The following is a 24328-nucleotide window of genomic DNA, read 5'->3' as shown; positions in this document are numbered from 1 at the left end:
GGGCGCCTTTCTTTCGGTTACTTTTCTTTGGCAAGACAAAGAAAAGTAACCGCCGCCCCGCGCAGGGGCGACGCTAATAGACCGACACGATCGCAGGTGCTTCACGACAAACGGCGAGCGCACCGCCAAAAAACCGCGAAAACAGCAACCGAGCACAAAACGTTACGCCCCCCGCCGGGGAGAGGCAAAATAAAGCGCCCTATCCGCTTCCGATAGAACCCGTCGCAATTCCGCAAGACGCTTGCGTCACCCTTACCTAAACTTGATCCTGTTGAACCCTCTTACGAAACCGAAAGGAACGACCATGACGACCTCGACCGTGACCCGCCAGACATTCGACGAAGTGATGGTGCCGGTATTCTCCCCCGCGCCGTTCGTGCCGGACCGTGCAGAGGGCTCGCGCGTGTGGGACACGGCCGGCCGCGAATACGTGGATTTCGCCTGCGGCATCGCCGTCACGTCGCTCGGCCACGGCCACCCGGAACTGCTGAAGGTCCTGGACGAACAAGGCCGCAAGCTCTGGCACATCGGCAACGGCTACACGAACGAGCCGGTGCTGCGCCTCGCGAAGCGCCTCGAAGCGCTGACCTTCGCCGACCGTGCATTCTTCGCGAACTCGGGCGCGGAAGCGAACGAAGCCGCCCTCAAACTCGCACGCCGCGTCGCATTCGACCGCCACGGCGCCGACAAATACGAAATCGTGTCGTTCGTCCAGTCGTTCCACGGCCGCACGTTCTTCACGGTCAGCGTCGGCGGCCAGCCGAAATACTCGGAAGGCTTCGGTCCGGTGCCGGAAGGCATCAAGCACCTGCCGTTCAACGACATCGAAGCGGCCAAGGCCGCGATCGGCCCGCAAACCTGCGCGGTGATCGTCGAGCCGGTGCAGGGCGAAGGCGGCGTGATCCCGGCCGATCCGGCCTTCCTGAAGGCACTGCGCGAAGCGTGCGACGCCAACGACGCAGTGCTGATCTTCGACGAAGTGCAGACGGGCGTCGGCCGCACGGGCCAGTTCTACGCATACATGGACACGGGCGTCACGCCGGACATCCTCACGACCGCGAAGGCACTCGGCAACGGTTTCCCGATCGGCGCGATGCTGACGACGAACGAACTGGCCGCCCACTTCAAGGTCGGCGTGCACGGCACGACGTACGGCGGCAACCCGCTCGCGTCGGCGATCGCGGACAAGGTCGTCGAGCTGATCGGCGACCCGGCGCTGCTCGAAGGCGTGCGCGAACGCAGCGTGCGCCTGAAGGGCGCGCTGGAACGCATCAACGCACGCTTCGGCATCTTCAAGGACATCCGCGGCAAGGGCCTGCTGGTCGGCGCGGAACTCACCGCCGCATTCGACGGCCGCGCGAAGGACTTCGTCACCGCCGCCGCCGAGAACGGCCTGATCATGCTGATCGCGGGCCCGAACGTGCTGCGCTTCGTGCCGTCGCTCGTGATCCCGTTCGACCTGCTCGACGAAGGCGTGAAGCGCTTCGAGAAGGCAGTCGAGCAGGTGCTCGCGGCCCAGGAAGCCACCGCGCGCTGATCGGCGCGCCCATCGCAGACAGGAACGACGATGCTATTTGTTCGCCCCGGCAAACTCACGGATCTCGATGCGCTCGCGCACATGGCGCGCACCGCGCAGCCGGTCCTGCACTCGCTGCCGCACGATCGCGCGGCGCTCGAAGCGCGCGTGGCGCTCTCCGAGGATTCGTTTCGCGCGGACGTCGACTTCGCCGGCGAGGAGTTCTACCTCTTCGTGCTCGAGGATTCGTCGACGGGCAAGCTGCTCGGCACGGCGAGCATCGTGGCCGCGGCCGGCTACTCGGAACCGTTCTACGCATTCCGCAACGATGCACTGATCCACGCGTCGCGCGAGCTGCACGTGAACCGCAAGATCCATGCGCTCACGATGTCGCACGAGCTGACCGGCAAGAGCCGGCTGGCGGGCTTCTACGTCGATCCGTCGCTGCGCGGCGACGCGGCCGCGCACCTGATCTCGCGTGCGCGGATGATGTACATCGCCGCGAACCGCCGCCGCTTCACGCCGGAAGTGTTCACGCTGCTGCTCGGCGTGAGCGACAGCACGGGCGCATCGCCGTTCTGGGAAGCGGTGGGCCGCAAGTTCTTCGGCCGCAACTTCACCGACGTCGACATCGCGTCGGGCGGCCGCAGCCGCACGTTCATCGCGGAAGTGATGCCGGCGTATCCGCTCTACGTGCCGCTGCTGCCGGAAGCCGCGCAGCGCGTGCTCGGCGAGCCGAACGAAACGGCGCTGCTCGCGTACGACATCCATCTCGAGGAAGGCTTCGAGCCGGACCGCTTCGTCGACATCTTCGACGCGGGCCCCGTGCTGACCGCGCAGGTCGACCGCACCGCATGCGTGAAGCACGGCGCGGAGCGCACGGTGCGCGAAGCCGCGCATCAGCAGGGCGACGTCGCGTACATGGTGTCGACCGGCAGCGGCGAATCGTTCCGCTGCGTACTGGCCGACCTGCCGGGCGATACGGCCGACGCGCCGCTCGCCGGCGACGTGCGCGCGGCGCTCGATGTGAAGGATGGTGATGTCGTGCGCTGCGTGCCGCTGCACCGCCGCGACGATGAAGACATGAAGGGAGACGCAGCATGATCGTCGTTCGGGTCGTACAAACGGGCGACGTCGACGCGCTCGTGTCGCTCGCGAAGGAAACCGGGCCGGGCCTGACCACGTTCAAGCCCGATCGCGACGCGCTCGCCGCGCGCATCGAACGCACGCGCCGCACGCTCGACGGCGAGGCCGCACCGGGCGAGGCCGGCTACTTCTTCGTGATGGAAGAATCGAAGACGGGCGACATCGCGGGCGTGTGCGGGATCGAGACGCAGGTCGGCCTCGAACAGCCGTTCTACAACTATCGCGTGAGCACGGTCGTGCACGCGAGCCAGGAGCTCGGCGTGTGGACGCGGATGTCCGCGCTGAACATCTCGCACGACCTGACGGGCTACGCGGAAGTGTGCTCGCTGTTCCTGAGCCCGCGTTACCGCACGGGCGGCGTCGGCGGCCTGCTGTCGCGCTCGCGTTTCATGTTCATCGCGCAGTTCCGCGAACGCTTCCCGGAACGCATCTGCGCGGAACTGCGCGGCCACTTCGACGAGGACGGCACGTCGCCGTTCTGGCGCGCGGTCGGTTCGCACTTCTACCAGATCGATTTCAACGCGGCGGACTACCTCAGCTCGCACGGCCGCAAGTCGTTCCTCGCGGAACTGATGCCGCGCTATCCGGTGTACGTCGACCTGCTGCCGCAGGACGCGCAGGACGCGGTCGGCCTCACGCACCGCGACACGCTGCCGGCCCGCAAGATGCTCGAGGCCGAAGGGCTGCGCTACCAGAACCACGTCGACATCTTCGACGCGGGCCCGGTGCTCGAATGCCACATCAACGACCTGCGCACGGTGCGCGAGAGCGTCGTCGTGCCGGTCGCGATCGGCGTGCCCGATGCGCGGGAAGATATGCCGAAGTCGCTCGTATCGAACACGTCGCTCGGCGATTTCCGCGTCGGCGTCGCGCCGGGCGTGGTCGTGAACGGGTCGTTCGTGCTGTCGGCCGACGATGCCGCCGCGCTCGACGTGAAGGCCGGCGATCCGGTCCGCGTGCTGCCGCTCAAAGTCAAACAGGGATAAACGAATCATGACGGAACTCTTCATCGACGGCGCCTGGGTCGCAGGCTCGGGCCCCGTCTTCGCTTCGCGCAACCCGGGCACCGACGCGATCGCATGGCAGGGTGAAAGCGCGTCGGCGGCCGACGTCGACCGCGCGGTCGCGAGCGCGCGCCGCGCGTTCGCCGGCTGGTCGGCGCTCGACTTCGAAGCGCGCTGCGAAATCGTCAAGCGCTTCGCCGCGCTGCTCACCGAACGCAAGGAAGCGATCGCGACCGCGATCGGCCGCGAGACCGGCAAGCCGCTGTGGGAAGCCCGCACCGAAGTCGCGGCGATGGCCGCGAAGGTCGGCATCTCGATCCAGGCCTACCAGGAACGCACCGGCGAGAAGCGCCAGGACATGGCGGACGGCGTCGCGGTGCTGCGCCATCGTCCGCACGGTGTCGTCGCGGTGTTCGGTCCGTACAACTTCCCCGGCCATTTGCCGAACGGTCATATCGTGCCGGCGCTGATCGCGGGCAACGCGGTCGTGTTCAAGCCGTCGGAGCTCGCGCCGGGCGTTGCGCGCGCGACGGTCGAGGTGTGGCAGGAAGCCGGTCTGCCGGCCGGCGTGCTGAACCTCGTGCAGGGCGAGAAGGACACCGGCATCGCGCTCGCGAATCACCGGCAGATCGACGGGCTGTTCTTCACCGGCAGCTCGGATACCGGCACGCTGCTGCACAAGCAGTTCGGCGGCCGTCCGGAAATCGTGCTCGCGCTCGAGATGGGCGGCAACAACCCGCTCGTGATCGGCGAAGTCGAGGACGTCGACGCGGCCGTGCATCACACGATCCAGTCGGCGTTCCTGTCGGCCGGCCAGCGCTGCACGTGCGCACGCCGCATCTTCGTGCCGCAGGGCGCGTTCGGCGACCGCTTCCTCGCACGCTTCGCCGACGTCACGTCGAAGATCACGGCCGACGTGTTCGACGCCGATCCGCAGCCGTTCATGGGCGCGGTGATCTCGGCACGCGCGGCCGCCAAGCTCGTCGACGCGCAGTCGCGCCTGATCGAGCAGGGCGCGCAGCCGATCATCGCGATGACGCAGCGCGATCCGCGCCTCGGCTTCGTGAACGCGTCGATCATCGACGTGACCGGCGTGGCGAACCTGCCCGACGAAGAGCACTTCGGCCCGCTCGCGCAGATCGTCCGCTACGCGACGTTCGACGAAGCGATCGAGCGCGCGAACGACACGGCGTTCGGCCTGTCGGCCGGCCTGCTCGCCGACGACGCCAACGCATGGGACCACTTCCGCCGCACGATTCGTGCGGGGATCGTCAACTGGAACCGCCCGACCAACGGCGCATCGTCCGCCGCGCCGTTCGGCGGCACGGGCCGCTCGGGCAACCATCGGCCGAGCGCGTACTACGCGGCCGACTATTGCGCGTATCCGATGGCGTCGGTGGAAAGCACCCAACTGACCTTGCCCGCGAGCCTGTCGCCGGGCCTGCATTTCTGATCGAGGGAACGACGATGAACGCACAAGAAGCCAATTTCGACGGACTCGTCGGCCCGACCCACAACTACGCCGGGCTGTCGTTCGGCAACGTGGCGTCGCTCAACAACGAGAAGTCGGCCGCGAATCCGAAGGCCGCCGCGAAGCAGGGGCTGCGCAAGATGAAGCAGCTCGCGGATCTCGGCTTCGCGCAAGGCGTGCTGCCGCCGCAGGAGCGCCCGTCGCTGCGCCTGCTGCGCGAGCTCGGCTTCTCCGGCAAGGACGCGGACGTGATCGCGAAGGCCGCGAAGCAGGCGCCCGAACTGCTCGCAGCGGCGAGCTCGGCGTCGGCGATGTGGACTGCGAACGCGGCGACCGTCAGCCCGTCGGCCGACACGAGCGACGGCCGTGTGCACTTCACGCCGGCCAACCTGTGCAGCAAGCTGCATCGCGCGATCGAGCACGAAGCGACGCGCCGCACGCTGTCGACGCTGTTCGCCGATCCCGCGCACTTCGCGGTGCACGAGGCGCTGACGGGCACGCCGGCGCTCGGCGACGAGGGCGCGGCCAACCACACGCGCTTTTGCGCCGAATACGGCCTGCCGGGCGTCGAGTTCTTCGTGTACGGCCGCGCGGAATACCGCCGCGGCGTTGAGCCGAAGCGCTTCCCGGCGCGCCAGACCTTCGAGGCGAGCCGCGCGGTCGCGCATCGCCACGGTCTCGCCGAAACGGCGACGGTCTATGCGCAGCAGGATCCGGACGTGATCGATGCAGGCGTGTTCCACAACGACGTGATCTCGGTCGGCAACCGCGACACGCTGTTCACGCACGAGCGCGCGTTCGTCAACAAGCAGGCGATCTACGACACGCTGACCGCCACGCTCGACGCGCGCGGCGCGCGGCTGAACGTGATCGAGGTGCCCGATGCGGCCGTGAGCGTGAACGATGCGGTCACGTCGTACCTGTTCAACAGCCAGCTGCTGTCGCGCGCGGACGGCTCGCAGGTGCTCGTCGTGCCGCAGGAATGCCGCGAGAACGCGAACGTTGCCGCCTATCTCGACCAGCTCGCGGCCGGCAACGGCCCGATCCGCGACGTGCTCGTGTTCGACCTGCGCGAAAGCATGAAGAACGGCGGCGGGCCTGCGTGCCTGCGCCTGCGCGTCGTGCTGAACGACGCCGAGCGTGCGGCCGTCACGTCGAACGTGTGGATCAACGACACGCTGTTCGCGTCGCTCGATGCGTGGATCGAAAAGCACTACCGCGACCGTCTCGCACCGGAAGACCTCGCCGATCCGACGCTGCTCGACGAATCGCGCACGGCGCTCGACGAGCTCACGCAGATCCTGCGCGTCGGGTCGCTGTATGACTTCCAGCGCTGAGTCCCGCGTGCCGGCCGCCGTGCTGCTCGACGACTTCCTCGCGTTCACGCTCGCGGGCGACGCGCCGGCCGTGAAGGTCGGCACGTGCGCGAACGGCGCGGTGCGCTGGCATTGGCTCGGCGACGGGCTGCTCGAACTCGGGCCGGCCGACGGGGCCGCCGACGCGCCGAGCGTGCTCGTGTCGGCCGGCGTGCATGGCGACGAGACCGCGCCGATCGAGCTGCTGTCGATGCTCGTGCGCGATCTCGCGGCGGGCACGTTGCCGCTCGCGTGCCGCCTGCTCGTCGTGCTCGGCAACGTGCCGGCGATGCGCGCGGGCGCACGTTATCTCGACGACGACCTGAACCGCCTGTTCAGCGGCCGTCACGCACAAGTGCCCGCGAGCCGCGAAGCGCCGCGCGCGGTGCAGCTCGAAGCGGCGGCCGCCGCGTTCTTCGCGGCCGCGCCGGCAGGCAGTGCGCGCTGGCACGTCGACATGCACACGGCGATCCGCGCATCGGTGTTCGAACAGTTCGCGCTGCTGCCGCACACGGGCACGCCGCCTGCCCGCAAGATGGTCGAATGGCTCGGCGATGCGCGCATCGCGGCCGTGCTGCTGCATACCGCGAAGGGCAACACGTATTCGCATTACACGGCCGAGCACTGCGGCGCGCTCGCGTGCACGCTCGAACTCGGCAAGGTGCGGCCGTTCGGCCAGAACGACCTGTCGCGCTTCGCGCCGGCGGACCGTGCGGTGCGCAGGCTCGTGTCCGGTGCGCCGCGCGACGTCGACGCCGCGTTGCCGCGCGTGTTCACCGTGATCGACCAGATCACGAAGCAGAGCGATGCACTCGAGCTGTTCGTCGCGGCCGACGTCGCGAATTTCACCGCGTTCGCGCGCGGTACCGTGCTCGCGCAGGACGGCGACTACCGCTACACGGTGCAGCACGACGAGGAGCGCATCGTGTTTCCGAATCCGGCCGTGAAGCCGGGTTTGCGCGCGGGGCTGCTCGTGGTCGATACGACGCGCGAGACGCTGGCCGCACTCGTCTGATCCAAGGCCGATGGCGCGTGGCTGCGGGGGGGCCGCGGCCCGCGCATCGTCCGGCCGCATTTCCTTTTTTGCGATCGACGCCCGCATGCCGCGCGGATGGCCCGTGCGTCGCGCTTGCGTATTTGCGACATCGTCTTGCAAGTTCGACGGCGCATCCTGCCGTCATCGTGCACGCAGCGCAGCATCGCGGGCCGGCGGCCGCTTTGCCGTGCCGGGCCGCGCGGATTGGTACAATCGCGGCCTTGCGGCTGTTGCGCCGCATCAAGGCGCGGCATCGGCATTGGCGTCGTCATCCGACCCTGCGATGATGCATGCGCCCGTAGTTCCGGAACATTCGAGTATCGAGGAGAACACCTGATGAAGTTGGATTGGCGTAAAGTGGCCGCGCACGCGGTAGTGGCGGCATCGGCCGTGGCGGCAGGCAGCGCGATGGCAGCGGATCTGAAGGAGATCCGGTTCGGCGTCGAGGCCTCGTACGCGCCGTTCGAATACAAGACGCCCGACGGCAAGCTGACCGGCTTCGACATCGACATCGGCAACGCGGTGTGCGCGAAGCTGAAGACGAAGTGCGTGTGGGTCGAGAACGACTTCGATGGCCTGATCCCCGCGCTGCAGGCGCGCAAGTTCGACGCGATCAACTCGGACATGACGATCACCGACCAGCGCAAGCACGCGATCGCGTTCACCGATCCGATCTACACGATCCCGAACCAGCTGATCGCGAAGCAGGGCAGCGGCCTGCAGCCGACCCCGCAAGCACTGAAGGGCAAGCGCGTCGGCGTGCTGCAGGGCACGATCCAGGAAGCGTACGCGAAGAAGAAGTGGGCGCCGGCCGGCGTCGAAGTCGTGCCTTACCAGACGCAGGACCTGGCCTACGCCGACCTGAAGTCGGGCCGTCTCGACGCGGCGTTCCAGGATTCGGAGGCCGGCTCGAAGGGCTTCCTGTCGAAGCCGCAAGGCCAGGGCTTCGGCTTCGCCGGCGGCACGGTCAGCGATGCCGAGATCCTCGGTTCGGGCGTCGGCTTCGGCCTGCGCAAGAACGACGCGGCACTGAAGACCGCGCTCGATCAGGCGCTGAAGGAACTGAAGGCCGACGGCACGATCGACAACCTCGCGAAGAAGTACTTCAGCGTGCCGGTCACGCTCAAGTAAGCATTTCGATCCGTCGTACCTGCAGCCGGCCGCTTTTGCGGCCGGTTTGCTTTTGGGGCGCCGCCCGCATCACGCCGATTACGCGGGAAAGAACCGCCCCAGTTCGCGCGCGAGTTCGTTGAGCACGCTCATCTCCTGCTGCGTGATCTTGCGCGCCGGCTGCGCGCCGGCCCAGTCGCCGTACAGCAGGCCGACCGTTTTCGCGCCGACGCGCACCGGCAGCAGCACGAACGCGCGCGTGTCCGGAAGCGCGTCGAGATACCACGCGGGCAGGCGTTTCACCATCTTCGGGTCCTGCGCCTGCTCGATGAAGATGCCGACCGAGTTCGTGATCGCGAGATGGAACACGTCCGGCTCGAAGCGCTCGTCGAAGCACAGCCGGTCGAGCGCCGCATCGACGCCCGGGCCGAAGCCGAGACGCGCGGCGAACGCGCCGTCTTCCCGGCGCACGAACATCACGGTGCGCGTGAACGCGAGGCCCGCGAGCAGGCTTTCCGACGCGAGCGCGAGCACCGGCGTCAGCACGTGCTCGGACGGCAGCGCGCGCAGGTCCGCGAGACCGGCCTCGAGGCATGCCTCGGGATCGGGCTGCGCCCGCGCGATCGCGTCGGCGTTCGCGCGCAGCTCGACGATCTCGCGCATCACGGTGTCGCTGGCTTCCTCGGATGCAAGCCGGTCGGCGATCGCCACCAACGCGTCGGCGTCGATGTCCAGCTCCTGGCTGTAGTGCTGCGCGAGCACCGCGATGTGCGCGTCGCGCTGCGGCCCCGCGGGCATCGCGAGCGCACCGGCGACATCGGTCGAGCAGCGGCTCACCGCGCGCAGCCAGCGTACGCGGCCGGGGCTGTCGTCGGCGCACGCGTCGCGGGAGCGCTGGCGGTCGTCGGCGTCGTCATCGTCCTCGTCGAGGCTCGCGGCATGCGCGGTACGGCCGTCGTCGTCGGCCATCCCGGCGCGGATCACGTCGGGCAGCCGCCAGCTCGCGGCGGCCTCGAGGCCGATCTCGTCGAAGCCGACGCCGAGCACGTCGATGCACGCGGCCGCATCGTCGCCGTCCAGCTCGGCGGCGCGACGGCGGATCCGGTCCCATTCGCTGTCGAGATAGCAGACCACCAGCAGCTTGCCGACCTGGCGCATCAGCGTGCAGACGACGGCTTCCTCGCCGCCGCGCAGCTCCGCATGCTCGGTGAGCTTGCGGGCGACGCAGCCGGACAGCAGCGCGCGGTTCAGCTCGAGCTTCGCGTCGATGCGGCGCGGCGTGCTGTGGTGGAAGTGATCGACGAGCTTCAGCCCGACGACCAGATGGCCGACCGTGTCCATGCCGAGCACCATCAGCGCCCGCGTGACGGTCGTGATGTTGCCGCCGAACGCCATGTACATCGCGGAATTGGCGAGCCGCAGGACTTTCTGCGTGAGCGCGAAATCCGACAGCACGACGCGCACGAGCGCGGTGAAGTCGAGGTCGTCGTTCTTCATCGCGGCCATCGTCGCGCGCAGCGATTCCGACAGCAGCGGGAAGTCGCCCCGTTCGTTCATCCGGGCCCACAGCTTGTCGAGCAGCGCCGTGCGGGGCAGGTGTGCGGTGATTGACATACGGATCTATCCGGTTCGCCGCGCGTGTCAGGCGGCGTGCAGGCGCAGCTGCTGCGCCTCGAAGCGCCGTGCGAGTTCCTCGGACGGCAGCGCCTGGCACACGAGCCAGCCCTGGATGTGGTTGCAGCCCATCTCGGTCAGCAGTTCGCGCTGCGCCTCGGTCTCGACGCCTTCCGCGACAAGCTCGAGATCGAGCGTCTGCGCGAGGCCGACCACCGCCGACACGATCGCGCGGTCGTTGCGCGACGTCAGCAGGTTCTCGACGAAGCTGCGGTCGATCTTCAGCTTCGCGAGCGGGAAGCGCTGCAGGTAGGCGAGGCTCGAATAGCCGGTGCCGAAATCGTCGATCGCGAAGCGGATGCCGAGCTCGGTCAGCTCCTCGAGCAGCCCCTTCGCCTGCACGGGGTCGTGCATCAGCAGGCTTTCGGTGATTTCCAGCACGATGCGGCGCGGGTCGATGCCCGTCAGCGCGATCGCCTCGCGCACGCTCTGCGTGAAGCGCGGGTCGCGGAACTGCTGCGGCGACACGTTGACCGCCACGTACTGCAGCGCGAGCCCCTGGCGATCCCAGGCGACGAGCTGCATGCACGCGGCCTTGAGCACCCAGTTGCCGAGATAGTTGATCAGGCCGATCGATTCGGCGAGCGGAATGAAGGTCGCCGGCGGCACGAGGCCGTGCACCGGATGACGCCAGCGGATCAGCGCCTCGACGCCGTCCACCGCCCCCGACTGGCTGCGCGTGATCGGCTGGAAGTGGAGCGAGAACTCGCCGTTGCGCACGCCGTCGTACAGGTCGGCTTCGAGCTTGAGCCGCTCGGCGTCGGCCGGATCGTCGACCGGCGCGTGAAACGCGAGCGCGTTGCCGCCCGATGCCTTCGCCTGCGCGAGTGCGTGGTCGGCGCGGCGCAGCAGCGGGCTGTGATGCTGCGCGCGATGCGGCGCGGCCCGTTCGTCCGGGTACACGGCGATGCCAATGCTCGCGGACAGGTGGACGGTCTGCCCCTGGTACGCGTAAGGTTCGCGCACCGCGGCCTGCAGCCGGCGCGCGAGCGCGTCCGCGGCATTGCTCGCGTGCGCGCGGTCCGGTGCGGTGAGCACGACCGCGAACTTGTCGCTCGCGACACGCGCGAGCTGCTCGCCGGGCGCGACGAGCGCCTGCAGCCGCTGCGCGGTGTCGCGCAACAGCGTGTCGCCGGCGTCGTAGCCGAGCGCACGGTTGATGCGCTGGTAGTCGTCGAGGTCGAGCAGCAGCAGGGCGGCACAGGTGCCGCTTTCGTCGGCGGCCTGCTGCGCGCGCATCAGCGCCGGCACGAGTGCGGACAGGTTGCCGAGCCCCGTCATCGGGTCGTGGTGCATCTCGTACGTCAGGCGGGCCTCGAGCGCACGCCAGGCCGACACGTCGAACGCCGCGATCGCGAAGCCGTCGACGCCGTGGTGGCGGCTCTTGAACGCGCGGACCTCGACGTCGAGCGGATAGGTGAGCGACTTGACGATGCACATCGTCGCCTTCTCGACCTGGCCGGAGCGCGCGGCGCGTGCAAGCAGGCCTTCGAGCGTCGCGGTATCCTGTTCCGCGATCAGGTCGCGCAGCGTCAGCGTGTGCAGGTAGTCGCGGTGATAGCCGATGAAGCGCAGGCTCGCATCGGACACGTACAGGAAACGCAGCTCGCGGTCGACATGGGCGAGGAAGTCCACCGTGCCGACCGTCTGTTCCAGCCAGTTGCGCACGGTGTCGTCGCGGCGCGGCGCGCCGGCGCGCGCAGGCATCAGCGCGCCGCCCGACCAGGCGAAGCGGCGCAGCGTATGCAAGGCATTGCGCCAGGAGCCCTTGCGTGGCGTCTGTTTCCTGTTGGCTTCCATGTGTCTCGCTGACGTGAAGGGCTGGAACTGGTTGTCCGGAAGAAATAACGGCAGGCTGCGCGAAATCTTTAACCGGCCGGCCGCGGCTGGCACGGCCGCTGGACCGGGTCGCGCACATCGGCGTTCGACAGGCGAACGCCGATGCGGCCTACATCGAGGCTGACTTTATAAGAAATGAGGACGCAGATGAAGCGAAAACTATGGGTGGGCGCCGCGGCGGCGCTGCTGGTGGCCGGCCATGCGCGGGTCGCGCAGGCGGAACTGAAGCCGGGCGCCGCGGCGCCCGACTTCACGACGCAGGCGTCGCTGGGCGGCAAGACTTACACGTACTCGCTGGCCGATGCGCTGAAGCACGGACCGGTCGTGCTGTACTTCTACCCGGCCGCGTTCACGAAGGGCTGCACCATCGAGGCGCATGCGTTCGCGGATGCGGTCGATCGTTACAAGGCTTACGGCGCGACGGTGATCGGCGTATCCGCGGACAACATCGACACGCTGACGAAGTTCTCGGTGAGCGAGTGCCGCAGCAAGTTCCCGGTCGCGGCCGATCCGGATGCGAAGATCATCCGCGAATACGACGCGAAGCTGCCCGCGCTCGATCGCGCGAACCGCGTGTCCTACGTGATTTCGCCGGAAGGGAAGGTGTTGTACGAATATACGAGCCTGTCGCCCGACAAGCATGTCGAGAACACGCTCGGCGCGGTGAAGGCGTGGGCCGACGCGCATCCGAAGCCGTAAGCAGCCACGAGCAGGCGGTCAGCCCGCCGTAAAGCGGCCCGCTTCGCGGGCCGCAGGCGCGATGACACGCGGCCGCCCCGTGGCGGCGCGGGCAGGCCGGGCAAGCGTCAGGCGCGCAATGCCTGTTCGATCGGCACGCTGCCGCCGACGAAGCCGATGACCTTGCGCGAAATGCCCAGCTTGATCGCCTCGATCGCGGCCCACGCGACATCCTGGCGCGACACCGGCGGCGCTGCGTCGAGCGGCTCCTCGGTCAGCGCGATCTTGCCGACCCCCGGGCCGTCCGCGAGCGGGCCGGGGCGCAGGATCACGTAATCGATGCCCGACGCGATCACGCGGTCGTCGCCTTCGCGCTTCATCTGCGAGTAGTGACGCAGCGCGTCGCCGCTGCGCTCCGGCCAGTACGCGGTCAGCGAACTGATCACGACCAGCTTCTGCACGTTGTAGGCGAGCGCATGCTCGGCCGCGCGCGCGACCGCGTCGCGGTCGATCTGCTCCTCTTCGGCGGCGCCTTCCGATTCCGCCGAGCCGGCCGCGTAGATCACGTGCGTGATGCCCTGGAACGCGTGCGAGAAATCGCCCGTCAGATCGGCCTCGACGACCTTCGCGCCCGGCAGCGCATAGCCGTGCCGGCGCACCAGCGCAGTCACCTCGAATTCCGGCTGCTCCAGCAGCAGATCCGCGCAGGCCCGGCCGGTGCGGCCGGTCGCGCCAATCAGCAATACCTTCGTCGTCATGAAACCGCTCCTTGCTCGATGCGTCGTCCTTCCAGATAGGGACGGACGACCGATACTCAAGTGTATGTCGATCGGGGCGGCGGCGCTCGGGTAATTGGGGCTGTACCGCACCGAAACGGCCGGCGCGGCGCCCCGTCTCCGCGCGCTCGCGCGCACGGATCGCGGAATCGCCCCGCCGACCGGCTATCATGTGCGCGATGCATTTTTCGCCGCCAAGAAATACAACGCGGCGGCCAACCGGTTGGAGTACACATGGCATTACCCCTGGACAACGTCAGCATGGCCGTGTTCTGCGACTTCGAGAACGTCGCGCTCGGCGTGCGCGACGCGAAGTACGAGAAATTCGACATCAAGCCCGTGCTGGAGCGGCTGCTGCTGAAGGGCAGCATCGTCGTGAAGAAGGCGTATTGCGACTGGGAGCGCTACAAGGGCTTCAAGGCCTCGATGCACGAGGCGAGCTTCGAGCTGATCGAGATTCCGCACGTGCGCCAGTCGGGCAAGAATTCGGCCGACATCCGGCTCGTCGTGGACGCGCTCGATCTCTGCTACACGAAGTCGCACGTCGATACGTTCGTGATCATCAGCGGCGACTCGGATTTCTCGCCGCTCGTGTCGAAGCTGCGCGAGAACGCGAAGAAGGTGATCGGGGTCGGCGTGAAGAAGTCGACGTCGGACCTGCTGGTCGCGAACTGCGACGAATTCATTTTCTACGACGACCTGGTGCGCGAGCAGCAGCGCGCGCTGGCGAAGCGCGAACAGCAGCGCACCGGCAACGGCGGCGCGAAGCGCGCCGACGAGCCGTCGCGCAAGCCGGAACTGGAAGTGCGCCGCAGCGAGGCGATCGCGCTCGCGGTCGAGACGTTCGATGCGCTGGCGTCGGAGCGCGACGACGTCGGCAAGATCTGGGCGTCGGTGCTCAAGAGCGCGATCAAGCGCCGCAAGCCGGACTTCAACGAGTCGTATTACGGTTTCCGCGCATTCGGCAACCTGCTCGACGAAGCGCAGGCGCGCGGCCTGCTCGAGGTGGGTCGCGACGACAAGTCGGGCGCGTTCGTGTCGCGGCCGCGCCAGTCCGCGGCGGCGGCCGAGCCGGTGGCGGCGGCGCGCGATACGGGCGGCGCGCAGCACGGTCACGGCGGGCGCCACGGGGAAGCCGCAACGGCCGAGCGCGAGCCGCGGCGCCGCGGGCAGCGGGCGGAAGCGGCTGTCGGCGAAAGCGTGCGGGCCGATGCCGACGAGGCGGACGTCGTCGACGTCGTGAACGAAGCGGCGCTCGTGCCGGCCGCGACGGCCGACGCGAATGAGGCGGCCGACACGCACGGTGACGCGAAGGACGGCCGCAAGCGCGCGCGCAAGACCGCGGCGAAGAAGGCAGGGGCGAAGAAGGCCGGCGTGAAGCAGGCGGGCGATGCGAAGGGGGCCGGCCGTCACACGGCGGCGAATCCGGACGAGGCCGCGCACGGCGGTGCGAAGCACGGTGGCGACAAGCACGCGGACGGCAAGCACACCGAAGGCAAGCATGCAGAAGCGACGCATCGCGACGCGGACCACGGTGAGGACCGGCACGTCGCGGCGCAGCACGCGTCGCCGACGGCCGGCGAGTACGGTGCGTCGGCGGCTGCCGCGCAGCCGTCGCACGAAGCCGCACCGGCCGCCGAATCGACCGTTGAAGCGGCCGCCGACGCAGCAGCCGGCGCCAAGCCGAAGAAGCCGGCCCGCAAGACGGCGACCCGCGCGCGCCGTCCGCGCAAGACGGCTGCCGCCGCCGAGTAACGGAGTCAGCGGGCGTCAGGGCGGGGCGGCGTCCGACCGAGGGCGCTGCCCGCGCCGCCGCGTCGGCCGGTGCAACACCGGCCGACGCGCTTCGTTATCCGTTCAGCACGTACGGCCGCGTCATCACCTCGAGGAAGTGACCGTCCGGATCGTCGAAATACACACCCCGCCCGCCGTCATGGCGGTAGATCTCACCGGGCTGCCGCTTCGCCGGATCGGCCCAGTGCGGCAGGCCGCGCGCGCGAATGCGCGCGAACACGCGATCGAAGCCGGCCTCGTCGGTCAGGAACGCGTAGTGCTGGGCCGTGATCTCTCCCTCTTTTTCATAAAAATCGAGCGACACGCCGTTGTCGAGCTGGACGACCAGCATCGCGCCGAACGGCGTCGGCGCCGGCAGTTCCAGAAGCTCGGTGAGGAAGCGGCTCGATGCGTGCTTGTCGCGGCACCAGACGATCGTATGGTTCGGCTGGACGTTCATGGCGGGTCCCCGGGACGGGGCGCGAGGGTGGGCATGGACACACGATAGCTGATCGCCGCCGGCGTGCAAGCCGGATGGGCGGCGAGCGCGGCTGCCACGACGGCGGCTGGTGCGGCGGCCGTCAGCGAATCGTCGTCTGCAACGATCTGGACGATCGGCTACTTTTTCGGGAGCAAAGGTCATTGGCGTGGCTTTTTGCGCCGCCAAGAATCCCTGTCAACCATCGCCGCCATCCGCCGGATGACGAACCGGCGATGCGCAACAGGGAGACAGACGATGCGCTTCACGCTGAACGGCCAGCCGTTCGATTTCGACGGCGATCCCGATACGCCGCTGCTGTGGGTCATACGCGACGCGGCCCGGCTCACCGGCACCAAATATGGCTGCGGCATCGGCGTATGCGGTGCCTGCACCGTGCATCTCGACGGCGAGGCCGCACGCTCGTGCGTGCTGCCGGCCGCGAGCGTCGCGGGTCGCGCGGTCACGACGATCGAGGGGCTGTCGCACGATCGCTCACACCCGGTGCAGCGCGCGTGGATCGAGAAGGACGTGCCGCAGTGTGGCTACTGCCAGTCGGGGATGGTGATGGCCACCGCCGCGCTGCTCGCGCGGCATCGCAAGCCGACCGACGCGCAGATCGACCAGGCCGTCACGAACCTGTGCCGCTGCGCGACCTATCAACGCATTCGCGAGGCCATCCATGTCGCGGCCGGCTGACGCGGTGCGGGTGCGGCACACGCCGAATGCATCGCGGCGCGTATTCCTGAAGGGCGGCGTCGCGCTGGCGGGCAGCCTGCTGCTGCCGCTCGCGATCGGCGACGTCGTGCAGGCGGCCGGCGACGGCGCACGCTTTCGCGAGATCAACGACTGGGTGCGCGTCGACGCTGACGGCAGGACGATCATCGGCCTGTCGCAAGCCGAAGTCGGGCAGGGCGTCTACACGGGGCTGCCGCAGGTGCTCGCCGACGAGATGGATGCCGACTGGCGCAGCGTGACGATCGAATTCGTCACGGGGCGCGACGCGTACCGGATCGACGCCGCGAACGAGGCGCCGCAGCAGTTCGTCGGCGCATCGATGTCGGCGACGATGTTCTACACGCGGCTGCGCATCGCGGGCGCGCAGGCGCGCTCGGTGTTCCTGCGGGCCGGTGCCGCGCGGCTCGGCGTGCGCGACACGCAATGCGTGACGCGCGACGGCCGTGTCATCCATGCACCGAGCGGCCGGTCGCTGTCATATGGCGAACTCGTCGATGCCGCTGCGAAGCTGCCGCACGACCCGCAGCCGCGCCTGAAGCCGGAATCCGCGCACACGCTGATCGGTCGTCCGCTGCACAAGCTCGACGTGCCCGCGAAAGTCGACGGCAGCGCGATCTACGGCATCGACGTGCAGGTGCCCGATATGCTGGTCGGCGCGCTGGCGATGGCGCCGACGCTGAACGGCCGGCCGACGGCCGTGAACAATCGCGACGCGTTGCGTGCGATGCCCGGCGTCGCGGACGTCGTGCTCGCGAAGGACGCGGTGATCGTTGTCGCGCATACCTACTGGCAGGCGAAGAAGGCGTGCGATGCGGCGGACATCGTGTGGGATGCGGGCCCGACGCCGGCGTTCGACAGCGCGACGATTCTCGCGCAGTGCAAGGGCGCGCTGCAGGCGGAGCACGCGGCGGTCGCGACGACGATCGGCGAGCCCGCTCGCCGGCTCGCCGAGGCCGGCACGCTCGTCGAAGCCGACTACCACACGCCGTACATCGTTCACGCGACGATGGAGCCCGTCAACGCGACCGTGCACGTGCGGGCGGACGATATCGAGGTGTGGGGGCCGATCCAGGGGCAGGACAAAGTGCGCTGGACGCTGTCGTCGCTGTTCGGCATGCCGGCCGAGCGCATCATCGTCAACACGACGTTTCTTGGCGGCAGCTTCGGCCGCAAGTACGTGCCCGATTTCGTCGTGCATGCGGCCGTCGCGTCGAAGGCGGTCGGGCGGCCCGTGAAGGTGATCCGCTCGCGCGAGGACGACATCCGTCACGGCTTCTATCGGCCGTGCGCGTCCGCGCGGTTGCGCGCCGCGCTCGGCAGCGACGGGCTGCCGGTCGCGCTGCATGCGCGCGTCGCCGGCCACTCGCTGTATGCGGCGATCAAGCGCGACCGCTACGAGAAGGCGGGCGGCTGGGACGAGACGATGCTCGACGGCTTGTACGACCTTTGCTACGACGTGCCGAACCTGCTGGTCGACTCGGTCACGGTGATGCAGCCGATTCCGGTCAGCTTCATGCGCAGCGTCGGCAGCACGTCGACGGTGTTTTTCCTCGAGAGCTTTGTAAACGAACTCGCGCACACGGCGCGGGCCGACCCCGTGCGATACCGGCGCGCGTTGCTCAAGCACGACCCGCTCGCGCTGCGCGTGCTCGACGCGACGGCCGCGCGCGCGAACTGGTTCGGCCGCGCGCCGGCCGGCCTGTCGCGCGGCGTCGCGTATTCGTTGTACACGGGGCGCGGCGGCGCGTTCCGCACGTACGTCGCGACGATCGCCGAGGTGCGCGTGACGGGCGGCAACGTGAAGCTCGACCGGATCGTGTGCGGGATCGACTGCGGCCGCGCGATCAATCCGCTGCTGATTCGCGAGATGGTCGAAGGCGGCGTCGGCTTCGCGCTGACCAATACGTTCCGAAGCGAGATCACGTTCGCGCACGGCGCGGTCGTGCAGCGCAATTTCGCGGACTACCCGCTGCTCGGTCTGGCCGCGATGCCGAAGATCGACGTCGTGATCGTCGACAGCGATCGCGACCCGCAAGGCTGCGGCGAAGTCGCGTTGCCGCCGGTCGCACCGGCCGTCGCCGACGCGATCTGGCATGCGACCGGCGAGCGGCCGCGCTCGATGCCGTTCGCCACGCCGCTCGTGACCTGAGCTTTCCGGTGTTCCCCCAAGGCCGGCAGCGTGCGATGCGACGCCGGTCAATATCAAGCATAACTACACGACTGGTCTGGAGACTTCCATGAAAACCTTCCGCACGGCCGCAACGGCCGTTTCGTTCGCGGCGGCCGCCGCTGCCGTGTCGCCGGGCGCGCATGCGCAGAGCAGCGTGACGCTGTACGGCATCGTCGATACCGGCATCCAGTACTACAACAACGCGGCGGGCGGCGGCTCGGTCGCCGGCATGCCGTCGCTGACCGGCGAGGTGCCGTCGCGCTTCGGGTTGCGCGGCGTCGAGGATCTCGGCGGCGGCTATCGCGCGTTCTTCGTGCTCGAGAACGGCTTCGCGCTGAACTCGGGCGCGCTGAACTACGGCGGCCGGCTCTTCGGCCGGCAGGCGAACGTCGGCATCGAATCGCCGTACGGGGCGCTCACCCTCGGGCGGCAGATGAACATGTCGATGCTGGTGCTGCTGAACGCCGACGTGATCGGCCCGTCGATTCATTCGATGGCGAGCTTCGACAGCTATCTGCCGAATGCGCGCAGCGACAACGCGGCCGGCTATCTCGGCCACTTCGGCGGCCTGACGCTCGGCGGCACCTACAGCACCGGGCGCGACGGCGCGGGCCCGGCCGGCCCGTCGGCCACGAACTGCGCGGGCAACGTGGCGGGCGATCCGGTCGCCTGCCGCCAGTACACGATGATGGTCGCGTACGACGCGCCGCAGTTCGGCGCGGCCGCTTCGTACGACGTGATGCACGGCGGCGCGGGTGCGTCGGCGCCGCTGTCGAGCCCCGGCTATACGGACACGCGTACGATCGTCGACGCGTACGTGAAATTCGGCATCGCGAAACTCGGCGCGGGCTGGATCCGCCGTAACACGGCGGCCGCGACGCACAGCCAGTCGGACATCTTCTTCGCGGGCGGCACGGTCTACGCGACGCCGGCGCTATCGTTCGACGCACAGGCGCTGCGCTACCTGCTGCGCGGCCGCTACGACTCGAACCTGTTCGTCGCGCGCGCCAATTACAGCCTGTCGAAGCGTACGATGCTCTATACGTCGGTCGGCTACATGACGAACAGCGCACTCGGCACGTCGGCGGTGGCGGCCGGCGGCACCGTCGGCGCCGGCCGGAACCAGGTCGGCGTGATGGCGGGCATCCAGCAGCGCTTTTGAGCCGCCGGCACGCACCACGGAGACTCCGACGATGACGACCGATCTTCTCAGCGACGTGCTGGCCGATCTGCGGGCCGATGCGGTCGTCACCGGGCGCTTCACGTTGAGCGCACCGTGGGCGATCCGCAAGCCGGCCGTCGCGGGCGCACCGTTTCGCACCTGCGCGGGCAGCCCGTTCTTCCTCTCGGTCGCCGGTGCCGCGCCCGTGCATGTGGGGCCGGGCGACTTCGTGCTGCTGCCGCACGGCGACGAGCACGTGATGGCGTCGTCGCTCGACGAGCCACCGGTGCTGTTCGATACGTTGATGGCGGACAAGGGCATCCGGCCGCGCTTCGACACGCCGCTCGAATTCGCCGCAGGCGGTGGCGGCGCGACCAGCGACCTCTATACCGGGATCGTCATTTATCGCGACCTCGTGCGCAGCCCGCTGTTATCCGTGCTGCCGCCACTGATCCACGTCCGCGCGAACGACGCGGCCGTCGCGCCCTGGCTCGCGAGCACGCTGCAGAGCTTCATCGAGGAGTCGATGGCGTGCCAGCCCGGCTGGGCCGTCGCCGCGACGCGTCTCGCCGACGTGCTGTTCGTGCAGCTGTTGCGCGCGCACCTGCAGTCGTCGGCAAATCATACGGGCTGGCTGCGCGGCCTGACCGATCCGCAGATCGGCCGTGCGATGGCGCTGATGCACCGCGACCCGCGCCGCAACTGGCAGCTCGCGAGTCTCGCGGCCGAGGCCGGCATGTCGCGCTCGCGCTTTTGCGCGCGTTTCGCGGAACTGGTCGGCGAGACGCCGATCGTCCACCTGACCGCCTACCGGATGTATCTGGCGAGCGGCGAGCTCGCGCACGGCAAGCTGCGGCTGATCGAGGTTGCCGAGCGGGTCGGCTACACGTCGGAGAAGGCATTTGCGCGCGCGTTTCATCGCTGGTCGGGAATGGCGCCGCGCCGCTATGCGCGCAACGCAAAGGATCTGTATGACCTCGCGCGACATGGATGACGGCGCGTCGCGCTATCGCGAGCCCGCGCTTGCGCGCAGGCTCGCGATTCTCGAAGCGGCCGCGTGCCGTTACTCCCCGGCCACCGCCGGCCCGCCCGAATTGCCGCGGCGGTTGCGGCGCTTTTCGCCCCACACGCGGAACCGGTCCATGTACAGATAGACGACCGGCGTCGTATAGAGCGTCAGCACCTGCGACATGATCAGGCCGCCGGCGATCGCGATCCCGAGCGGCGCGCGCAGCTCGGCGCCGTCGCCGTGGCCGAACGCGAGCGGCAGCGCGCCGAGGAGTGCCGCCATCGTGGTCATCATGATCGGCCGGAAGCGCAGCAGGCACGCCTCGTGGATCGCATCGAACGACGATTTGTTGCCGTTGCGCGTCTGGTCGATCGCGAAGTCGACCATCATGATCGCGTTCTTCTTCACGATACCGATCAGCAGGATCACGCCGATCAGCGCGATGATGCTGAACTCGGTCTTGAACAGCAGCAGCGCGAGCAGGGCGCCGACGCCGGCCGACGGCAGCGTCGACAGGATCGTGATCGGGTGGATGTAGCTTTCGTACAGGATCCCGAGCACGATGTAGACGGCCAGCAGCGCCGCGAGAATCAGGATCGGCTGGTTGTTCAGCGACTGCTGGAACGCCTGCGCGGTGCCCTGGAAGCTGCCGACGATCGTTGGCGGCACGCCGATCTGCGCCATCGTCTGGTAGATCACCTGGGTCGCCTGCGACAGCGACACGCCCGGCGGCAGGTTGAACGAGATCGTCGTCGCGACGAACAGCCCCTGGTGATTGACCGACAGCGGCGTCGTGCTCGGGCCGAAGGTCGCGATCGCGGACAGCGGAATCATCGTCGACTTCGACGTCGACACCGCCGCGCCCGACGACGCGCTCGACTTGCCGCTCGACGCGATCGAGTTCAGCGCCTGGTTGCGCGCGGAATCGGACGCGATCGCCGCGGCGCTCGTCGCGGCCGTGCCGGCGCTCGACGTGCCGGCCGAGGTCGCGACGAAGGTGCCGGCCGCCGCGTTGGTGGTCTGCGAGCCGTTCGCGCTGCCGCCCGACGTGCTGATCCACACCTGGTTCAGCATCTCCGGGCTCTGCCAGTATTTCGGCGCGACCTCCATCACGACGTGGTACTGGTTCAGCGGGTTGTAGATCGTCGAGACCTGGCGCTGGCCGAACGCGTCGTACAGCGTGTTGTCGATCTGCGCGGGCTTGATGCCGAGCCGCGCGGCGCTCGCGCGGTCGATCGTCACCATCGCCTCGAGGCCGCCTTGCTGCTGGTCGGAGTTCACGTCGGTCAGCTCGGCGCGCTTCTGCAGCGCCTCGGTCAGGAGCGGCGCCCACTTGTACAGCTCGGCGCTCGAATCGCCGAGCAGCGTGAACTGGTACTGCGCGCTGCTTTGCCGGCCGCCGACGCGGATGTCCTGCGCGGCCTGCAGGAACGTGCGCGCGCCCGCGACGTCCGACAGCGGCCTGCGCAACTGCTGGATCACCTGGTCGGCCGACAGCTTGCGCTCGGTGCGGTCCTTCAGCGTGACGAACATGAAGCCCGAGTTGGTCTGGGTGCCGCCGGTGAAGCCCGCGACGCTCTTCACGTTCGGGTTCGCCTGCACGATCCGCATCATCTCGGCGAACTTCAGCTTCATCGCCTGGAACGAGGTCGACTGGTCGGCCTGGATGCCGCCGATCATCAGCCCGGTGTCCTGCTGCGGGAAGAAGCCCTTCGGCACGATGATGTACAGGTAGACGTTCAGCCCGATCGTCGCGAACAGGATCAGCAGCACCAGCAGCGGGCGGCGCAGCGCCCACGACAGCGAGCGCTCGTAGCCGCGCTGCATCCGCGTGAAGAAGCGCTCGAGGAAGCGGCCGAGGCGGCCTTCCTCCTGCACCTCGTGCGCTTCGCGCAGCAGCCGCGCGCACATCATCGGCGTGACGGTGAGCGACACCGCGAGCGACACGCCGATCGCGAGCGACAGCGTCAGTGCGAACTCGCGGAACAGCCGCCCGACGATGCCGCCCATCAGCAGGATCGGCAGGAACACCGCGACGAGCGAGATGCTCATCGACAGCACCGTGAAGCCGACCTCGCGCGCGCCGTCGAACGCGGCCTGCAACCTCGGCTTGCCGTTCTCGATGTGGCGCGTGATGTTCTCGAGCACGACGATCGCATCGTCGACGACGAAGCCGGTCGCGACGATCAGCGCCATCAGCGACAGGTTGTCGATCGAGAAGCCGAGCAGGTACATCGCGCCGAACGTGCCGACGATCGAGATCGGCACCGCGACGCTCGGGATCAGCGTCGCGCGCCAGTTGCGCAGGAACAGGAACACGACCATCACGACCAGGCTGACCGCGATCAGCAGCGTGTGCTCGGTGTCCTTCAGCGACGCACGGATCGTCGTCGAACGGTCGAGCACCGGCGTGACCGTGATGTCGGCCGGCAGCGACGCGGTGAGCTGCGGCAGCGCCGCGCGCACGCGGTCGATCGTCTCGATGATGTTCGCGCCGGGCGAGCGGTAGAGGATCACGAGCACCGCGCGCTTGCCGTTCGACAAACCGAGGTTGCGCAGGTCCTCGACGCCGTCCACGACCTCGGACAGGTCGGACAGCCGCACGGCCGCGCCTTTGCGGTAAGCGACGACGAGGTCGCTGTACTGCGACGCCTGCGACGCCTGGTCGTTCGTATAGAGCTGGTAGTGCTTCGGGCCGAACTCGATCGCGCCCTTCGGGCTGTTGGCGTTCGCGGACGCGAGCGCCGCGCGCACGTCCTCGAGACCGATCCCGTAGTGGAACAGCGCGTGCGGCTCGAGCTCGACGCGCACGGCCGGGTTCGCGGAGCCGCTCACCGACACCTGGCCGATCCCGTCGATCTGCGACAGCGACTGCTGCAGCACCGTCGATGCGGCGTCGTACAGTTTCGCGGGCGACGACGTTTCCGACGTGAGCGACACGATCATGATCGGCGAGTCGGCCGGGTTGACCTTGCGATACGTCGGGTTGCTCCTGAGCGACGCGGGCAGGTCGGCGCGCGCCGCGTTGATCGCGGCCTGCACGTCGCGCGCGGCGCCGTCGATGTCGCGGTTCAGCCCGAATTGCAGGATGATCCGCGCGTTGCCGACGGTGCTGGTCGACGTCATTTCGCTGACGTCGGCGATCGAGCCGAGGTGCCGCTCGAGCGGGCTCGTCACGCTGGTCGCGACCGTCTCGGGGCTCGCGCCGGGCAGCGACGCCTGCACCGAGATGGTCGGGAAGTCGACCTGCGGCAGCGGCGACACCGGCAGCCTGATGAACGCGAACAGGCCCGCGAGCGCGACGCCGAGCGCGAGCAGCGTCGTCGCGACGGGGCGGGTGATGAAGGGGCGCGACAGGTTCATGTCGGCACTCGCTGGGCCGCCGCGTGTTCC

The 24328-nt window shown here is 68.7% G+C and carries 18 protein-coding genes; 13 read left to right on the top strand and 5 right to left on the bottom strand.

The window, feature by feature from the left end:
* Positions 1-304: 304 nt before the first annotated feature.
* From U4Z64_RS26380 to U4Z64_RS26350, 7 genes are all read left to right on the top strand, one after another.
* Entirely contained in the window at positions 305-1537 is a 1233-nt protein-coding gene (locus U4Z64_RS26380; protein ID WP_044849125.1) for an aspartate aminotransferase family protein, read from the top strand.
* 30 nt (positions 1538-1567) lie between these two features.
* Positions 1568-2620, top strand: coding sequence for an arginine/ornithine succinyltransferase subunit alpha (gene aruF / locus U4Z64_RS26375; protein WP_044849126.1), 1053 nt, complete (start codon positions 1568-1570; stop codon positions 2618-2620).
* Positions 2617-3648 (top strand): arginine N-succinyltransferase, encoded by a 1032-nt coding sequence (gene astA / locus U4Z64_RS26370; protein WP_321821510.1) that lies wholly within the window; start codon positions 2617-2619, stop codon positions 3646-3648. Before aruF ends, astA begins: the two co-directional genes overlap by 4 nt.
* A gap of 7 nt (positions 3649-3655) precedes the next feature.
* Complete coding sequence (astD, locus tag U4Z64_RS26365) at positions 3656-5119, top strand: succinylglutamate-semialdehyde dehydrogenase (RefSeq protein WP_321812228.1); 1464 nt, start codon at positions 3656-3658, stop codon at positions 5117-5119.
* A gap of 14 nt (positions 5120-5133) precedes the next feature.
* On the top strand, positions 5134-6474 hold the full coding sequence (gene astB, locus U4Z64_RS26360; protein ID WP_044849129.1) for an N-succinylarginine dihydrolase: 1341 nt from the start codon (positions 5134-5136) through the stop codon (positions 6472-6474).
* Positions 6458-7507: a succinylglutamate desuccinylase gene (gene astE / locus U4Z64_RS26355; protein ID WP_321821509.1), complete on the top strand. Its 1050-nt coding sequence runs from the start codon at positions 6458-6460 to the stop codon at positions 7505-7507. The genes astB and astE overlap by 17 nt, the downstream gene beginning before the upstream one ends.
* A 357-nt stretch (positions 7508-7864) precedes the next feature.
* Complete coding sequence (locus tag U4Z64_RS26350; RefSeq protein ID WP_044849131.1) at positions 7865-8659, top strand: ABC transporter substrate-binding protein; 795 nt, start codon at positions 7865-7867, stop codon at positions 8657-8659.
* 78 nt (positions 8660-8737) lie between these two features.
* Here the strand turns inward: U4Z64_RS26350 and U4Z64_RS26345 are convergent, their stop codons facing one another.
* Together U4Z64_RS26345 and cdpA are read right to left on the bottom strand one after the other, a co-directional pair.
* Complete coding sequence (locus tag U4Z64_RS26345) at positions 8738-10252, bottom strand: HDOD domain-containing protein (RefSeq protein WP_321821508.1); 1515 nt, start codon at positions 10250-10252, stop codon at positions 8738-8740.
* A 27-nt stretch (positions 10253-10279) separates the two neighbouring features.
* The gene (gene cdpA / locus U4Z64_RS26340) at positions 10280-12019 is read right to left on the bottom strand and encodes a cyclic di-GMP phosphodiesterase CdpA (protein ID WP_193759872.1); all 1740 of its coding nucleotides are present in this window, start codon (positions 12017-12019) and stop codon (positions 10280-10282) included.
* Between the two features lie 279 nt (positions 12020-12298).
* On the opposite strand from cdpA, the gene U4Z64_RS26335 reads away from it, so the two are divergent.
* The gene (locus U4Z64_RS26335; RefSeq protein ID WP_321798511.1) at positions 12299-12850 is read left to right on the top strand and encodes a peroxiredoxin; all 552 of its coding nucleotides are present in this window, start codon (positions 12299-12301) and stop codon (positions 12848-12850) included.
* 107 nt (positions 12851-12957) lie between these two features.
* Here U4Z64_RS26335 and U4Z64_RS26330 read toward each other — a convergent pair whose 3' ends face one another.
* Positions 12958-13587: an SDR family oxidoreductase gene (locus tag U4Z64_RS26330; RefSeq protein WP_124487395.1), complete on the bottom strand. Its 630-nt coding sequence runs from the start codon at positions 13585-13587 to the stop codon at positions 12958-12960.
* A 252-nt stretch (positions 13588-13839) separates the two neighbouring features.
* On the opposite strand from U4Z64_RS26330, the gene U4Z64_RS26325 reads away from it, so the two are divergent.
* A complete protein-coding gene (locus U4Z64_RS26325; protein WP_321821507.1) occupies positions 13840-15360 on the top strand; it encodes an NYN domain-containing protein in 1521 nt (506 codons plus the stop codon).
* 94 nt (positions 15361-15454) lie between these two features.
* On the opposite strand, the gene U4Z64_RS26320 is transcribed toward U4Z64_RS26325, so the two are convergent.
* Positions 15455-15838 (bottom strand): VOC family protein, encoded by a 384-nt coding sequence (locus tag U4Z64_RS26320; protein ID WP_415750597.1) that lies wholly within the window; start codon positions 15836-15838, stop codon positions 15455-15457.
* A 276-nt stretch (positions 15839-16114) separates the two neighbouring features.
* On the opposite strand from U4Z64_RS26320, the gene U4Z64_RS26315 reads away from it, so the two are divergent.
* The 4 genes from U4Z64_RS26315 (at position 16115) to U4Z64_RS26300 (ending at position 20920) form a co-directional block, all read left to right on the top strand.
* Complete coding sequence (locus U4Z64_RS26315; RefSeq protein WP_321821505.1) at positions 16115-16555, top strand: (2Fe-2S)-binding protein; 441 nt, start codon at positions 16115-16117, stop codon at positions 16553-16555.
* Positions 16539-18743: a xanthine dehydrogenase family protein molybdopterin-binding subunit gene (locus U4Z64_RS26310; RefSeq protein ID WP_321821504.1), complete on the top strand. Its 2205-nt coding sequence runs from the start codon at positions 16539-16541 to the stop codon at positions 18741-18743. The genes U4Z64_RS26315 and U4Z64_RS26310 overlap by 17 nt, the downstream gene beginning before the upstream one ends.
* 88 nt (positions 18744-18831) lie before the next feature.
* The gene (locus U4Z64_RS26305; RefSeq protein WP_321821503.1) at positions 18832-19926 is read left to right on the top strand and encodes a porin; all 1095 of its coding nucleotides are present in this window, start codon (positions 18832-18834) and stop codon (positions 19924-19926) included.
* 31 nt (positions 19927-19957) lie between these two features.
* On the top strand, positions 19958-20920 hold the full coding sequence (locus tag U4Z64_RS26300; protein WP_321798525.1) for an AraC family transcriptional regulator: 963 nt from the start codon (positions 19958-19960) through the stop codon (positions 20918-20920).
* A gap of 69 nt (positions 20921-20989) precedes the next feature.
* Here U4Z64_RS26300 and U4Z64_RS26295 read toward each other — a convergent pair whose 3' ends face one another.
* Complete coding sequence (locus U4Z64_RS26295) at positions 20990-24298, bottom strand: efflux RND transporter permease subunit (RefSeq protein ID WP_321821502.1); 3309 nt, start codon at positions 24296-24298, stop codon at positions 20990-20992.
* Positions 24299-24328: the final 30 nt, after the last annotated feature.

This window comes from Burkholderia sp. BCC1996, assembly GCF_905339955.1.
Classification (GTDB): domain Bacteria; phylum Pseudomonadota; class Gammaproteobacteria; order Burkholderiales; family Burkholderiaceae; genus Burkholderia.
The sequence above is the reverse complement of the archived record's forward strand: the minus strand, read 5'-3'. Positions and strand labels throughout refer to the sequence as shown.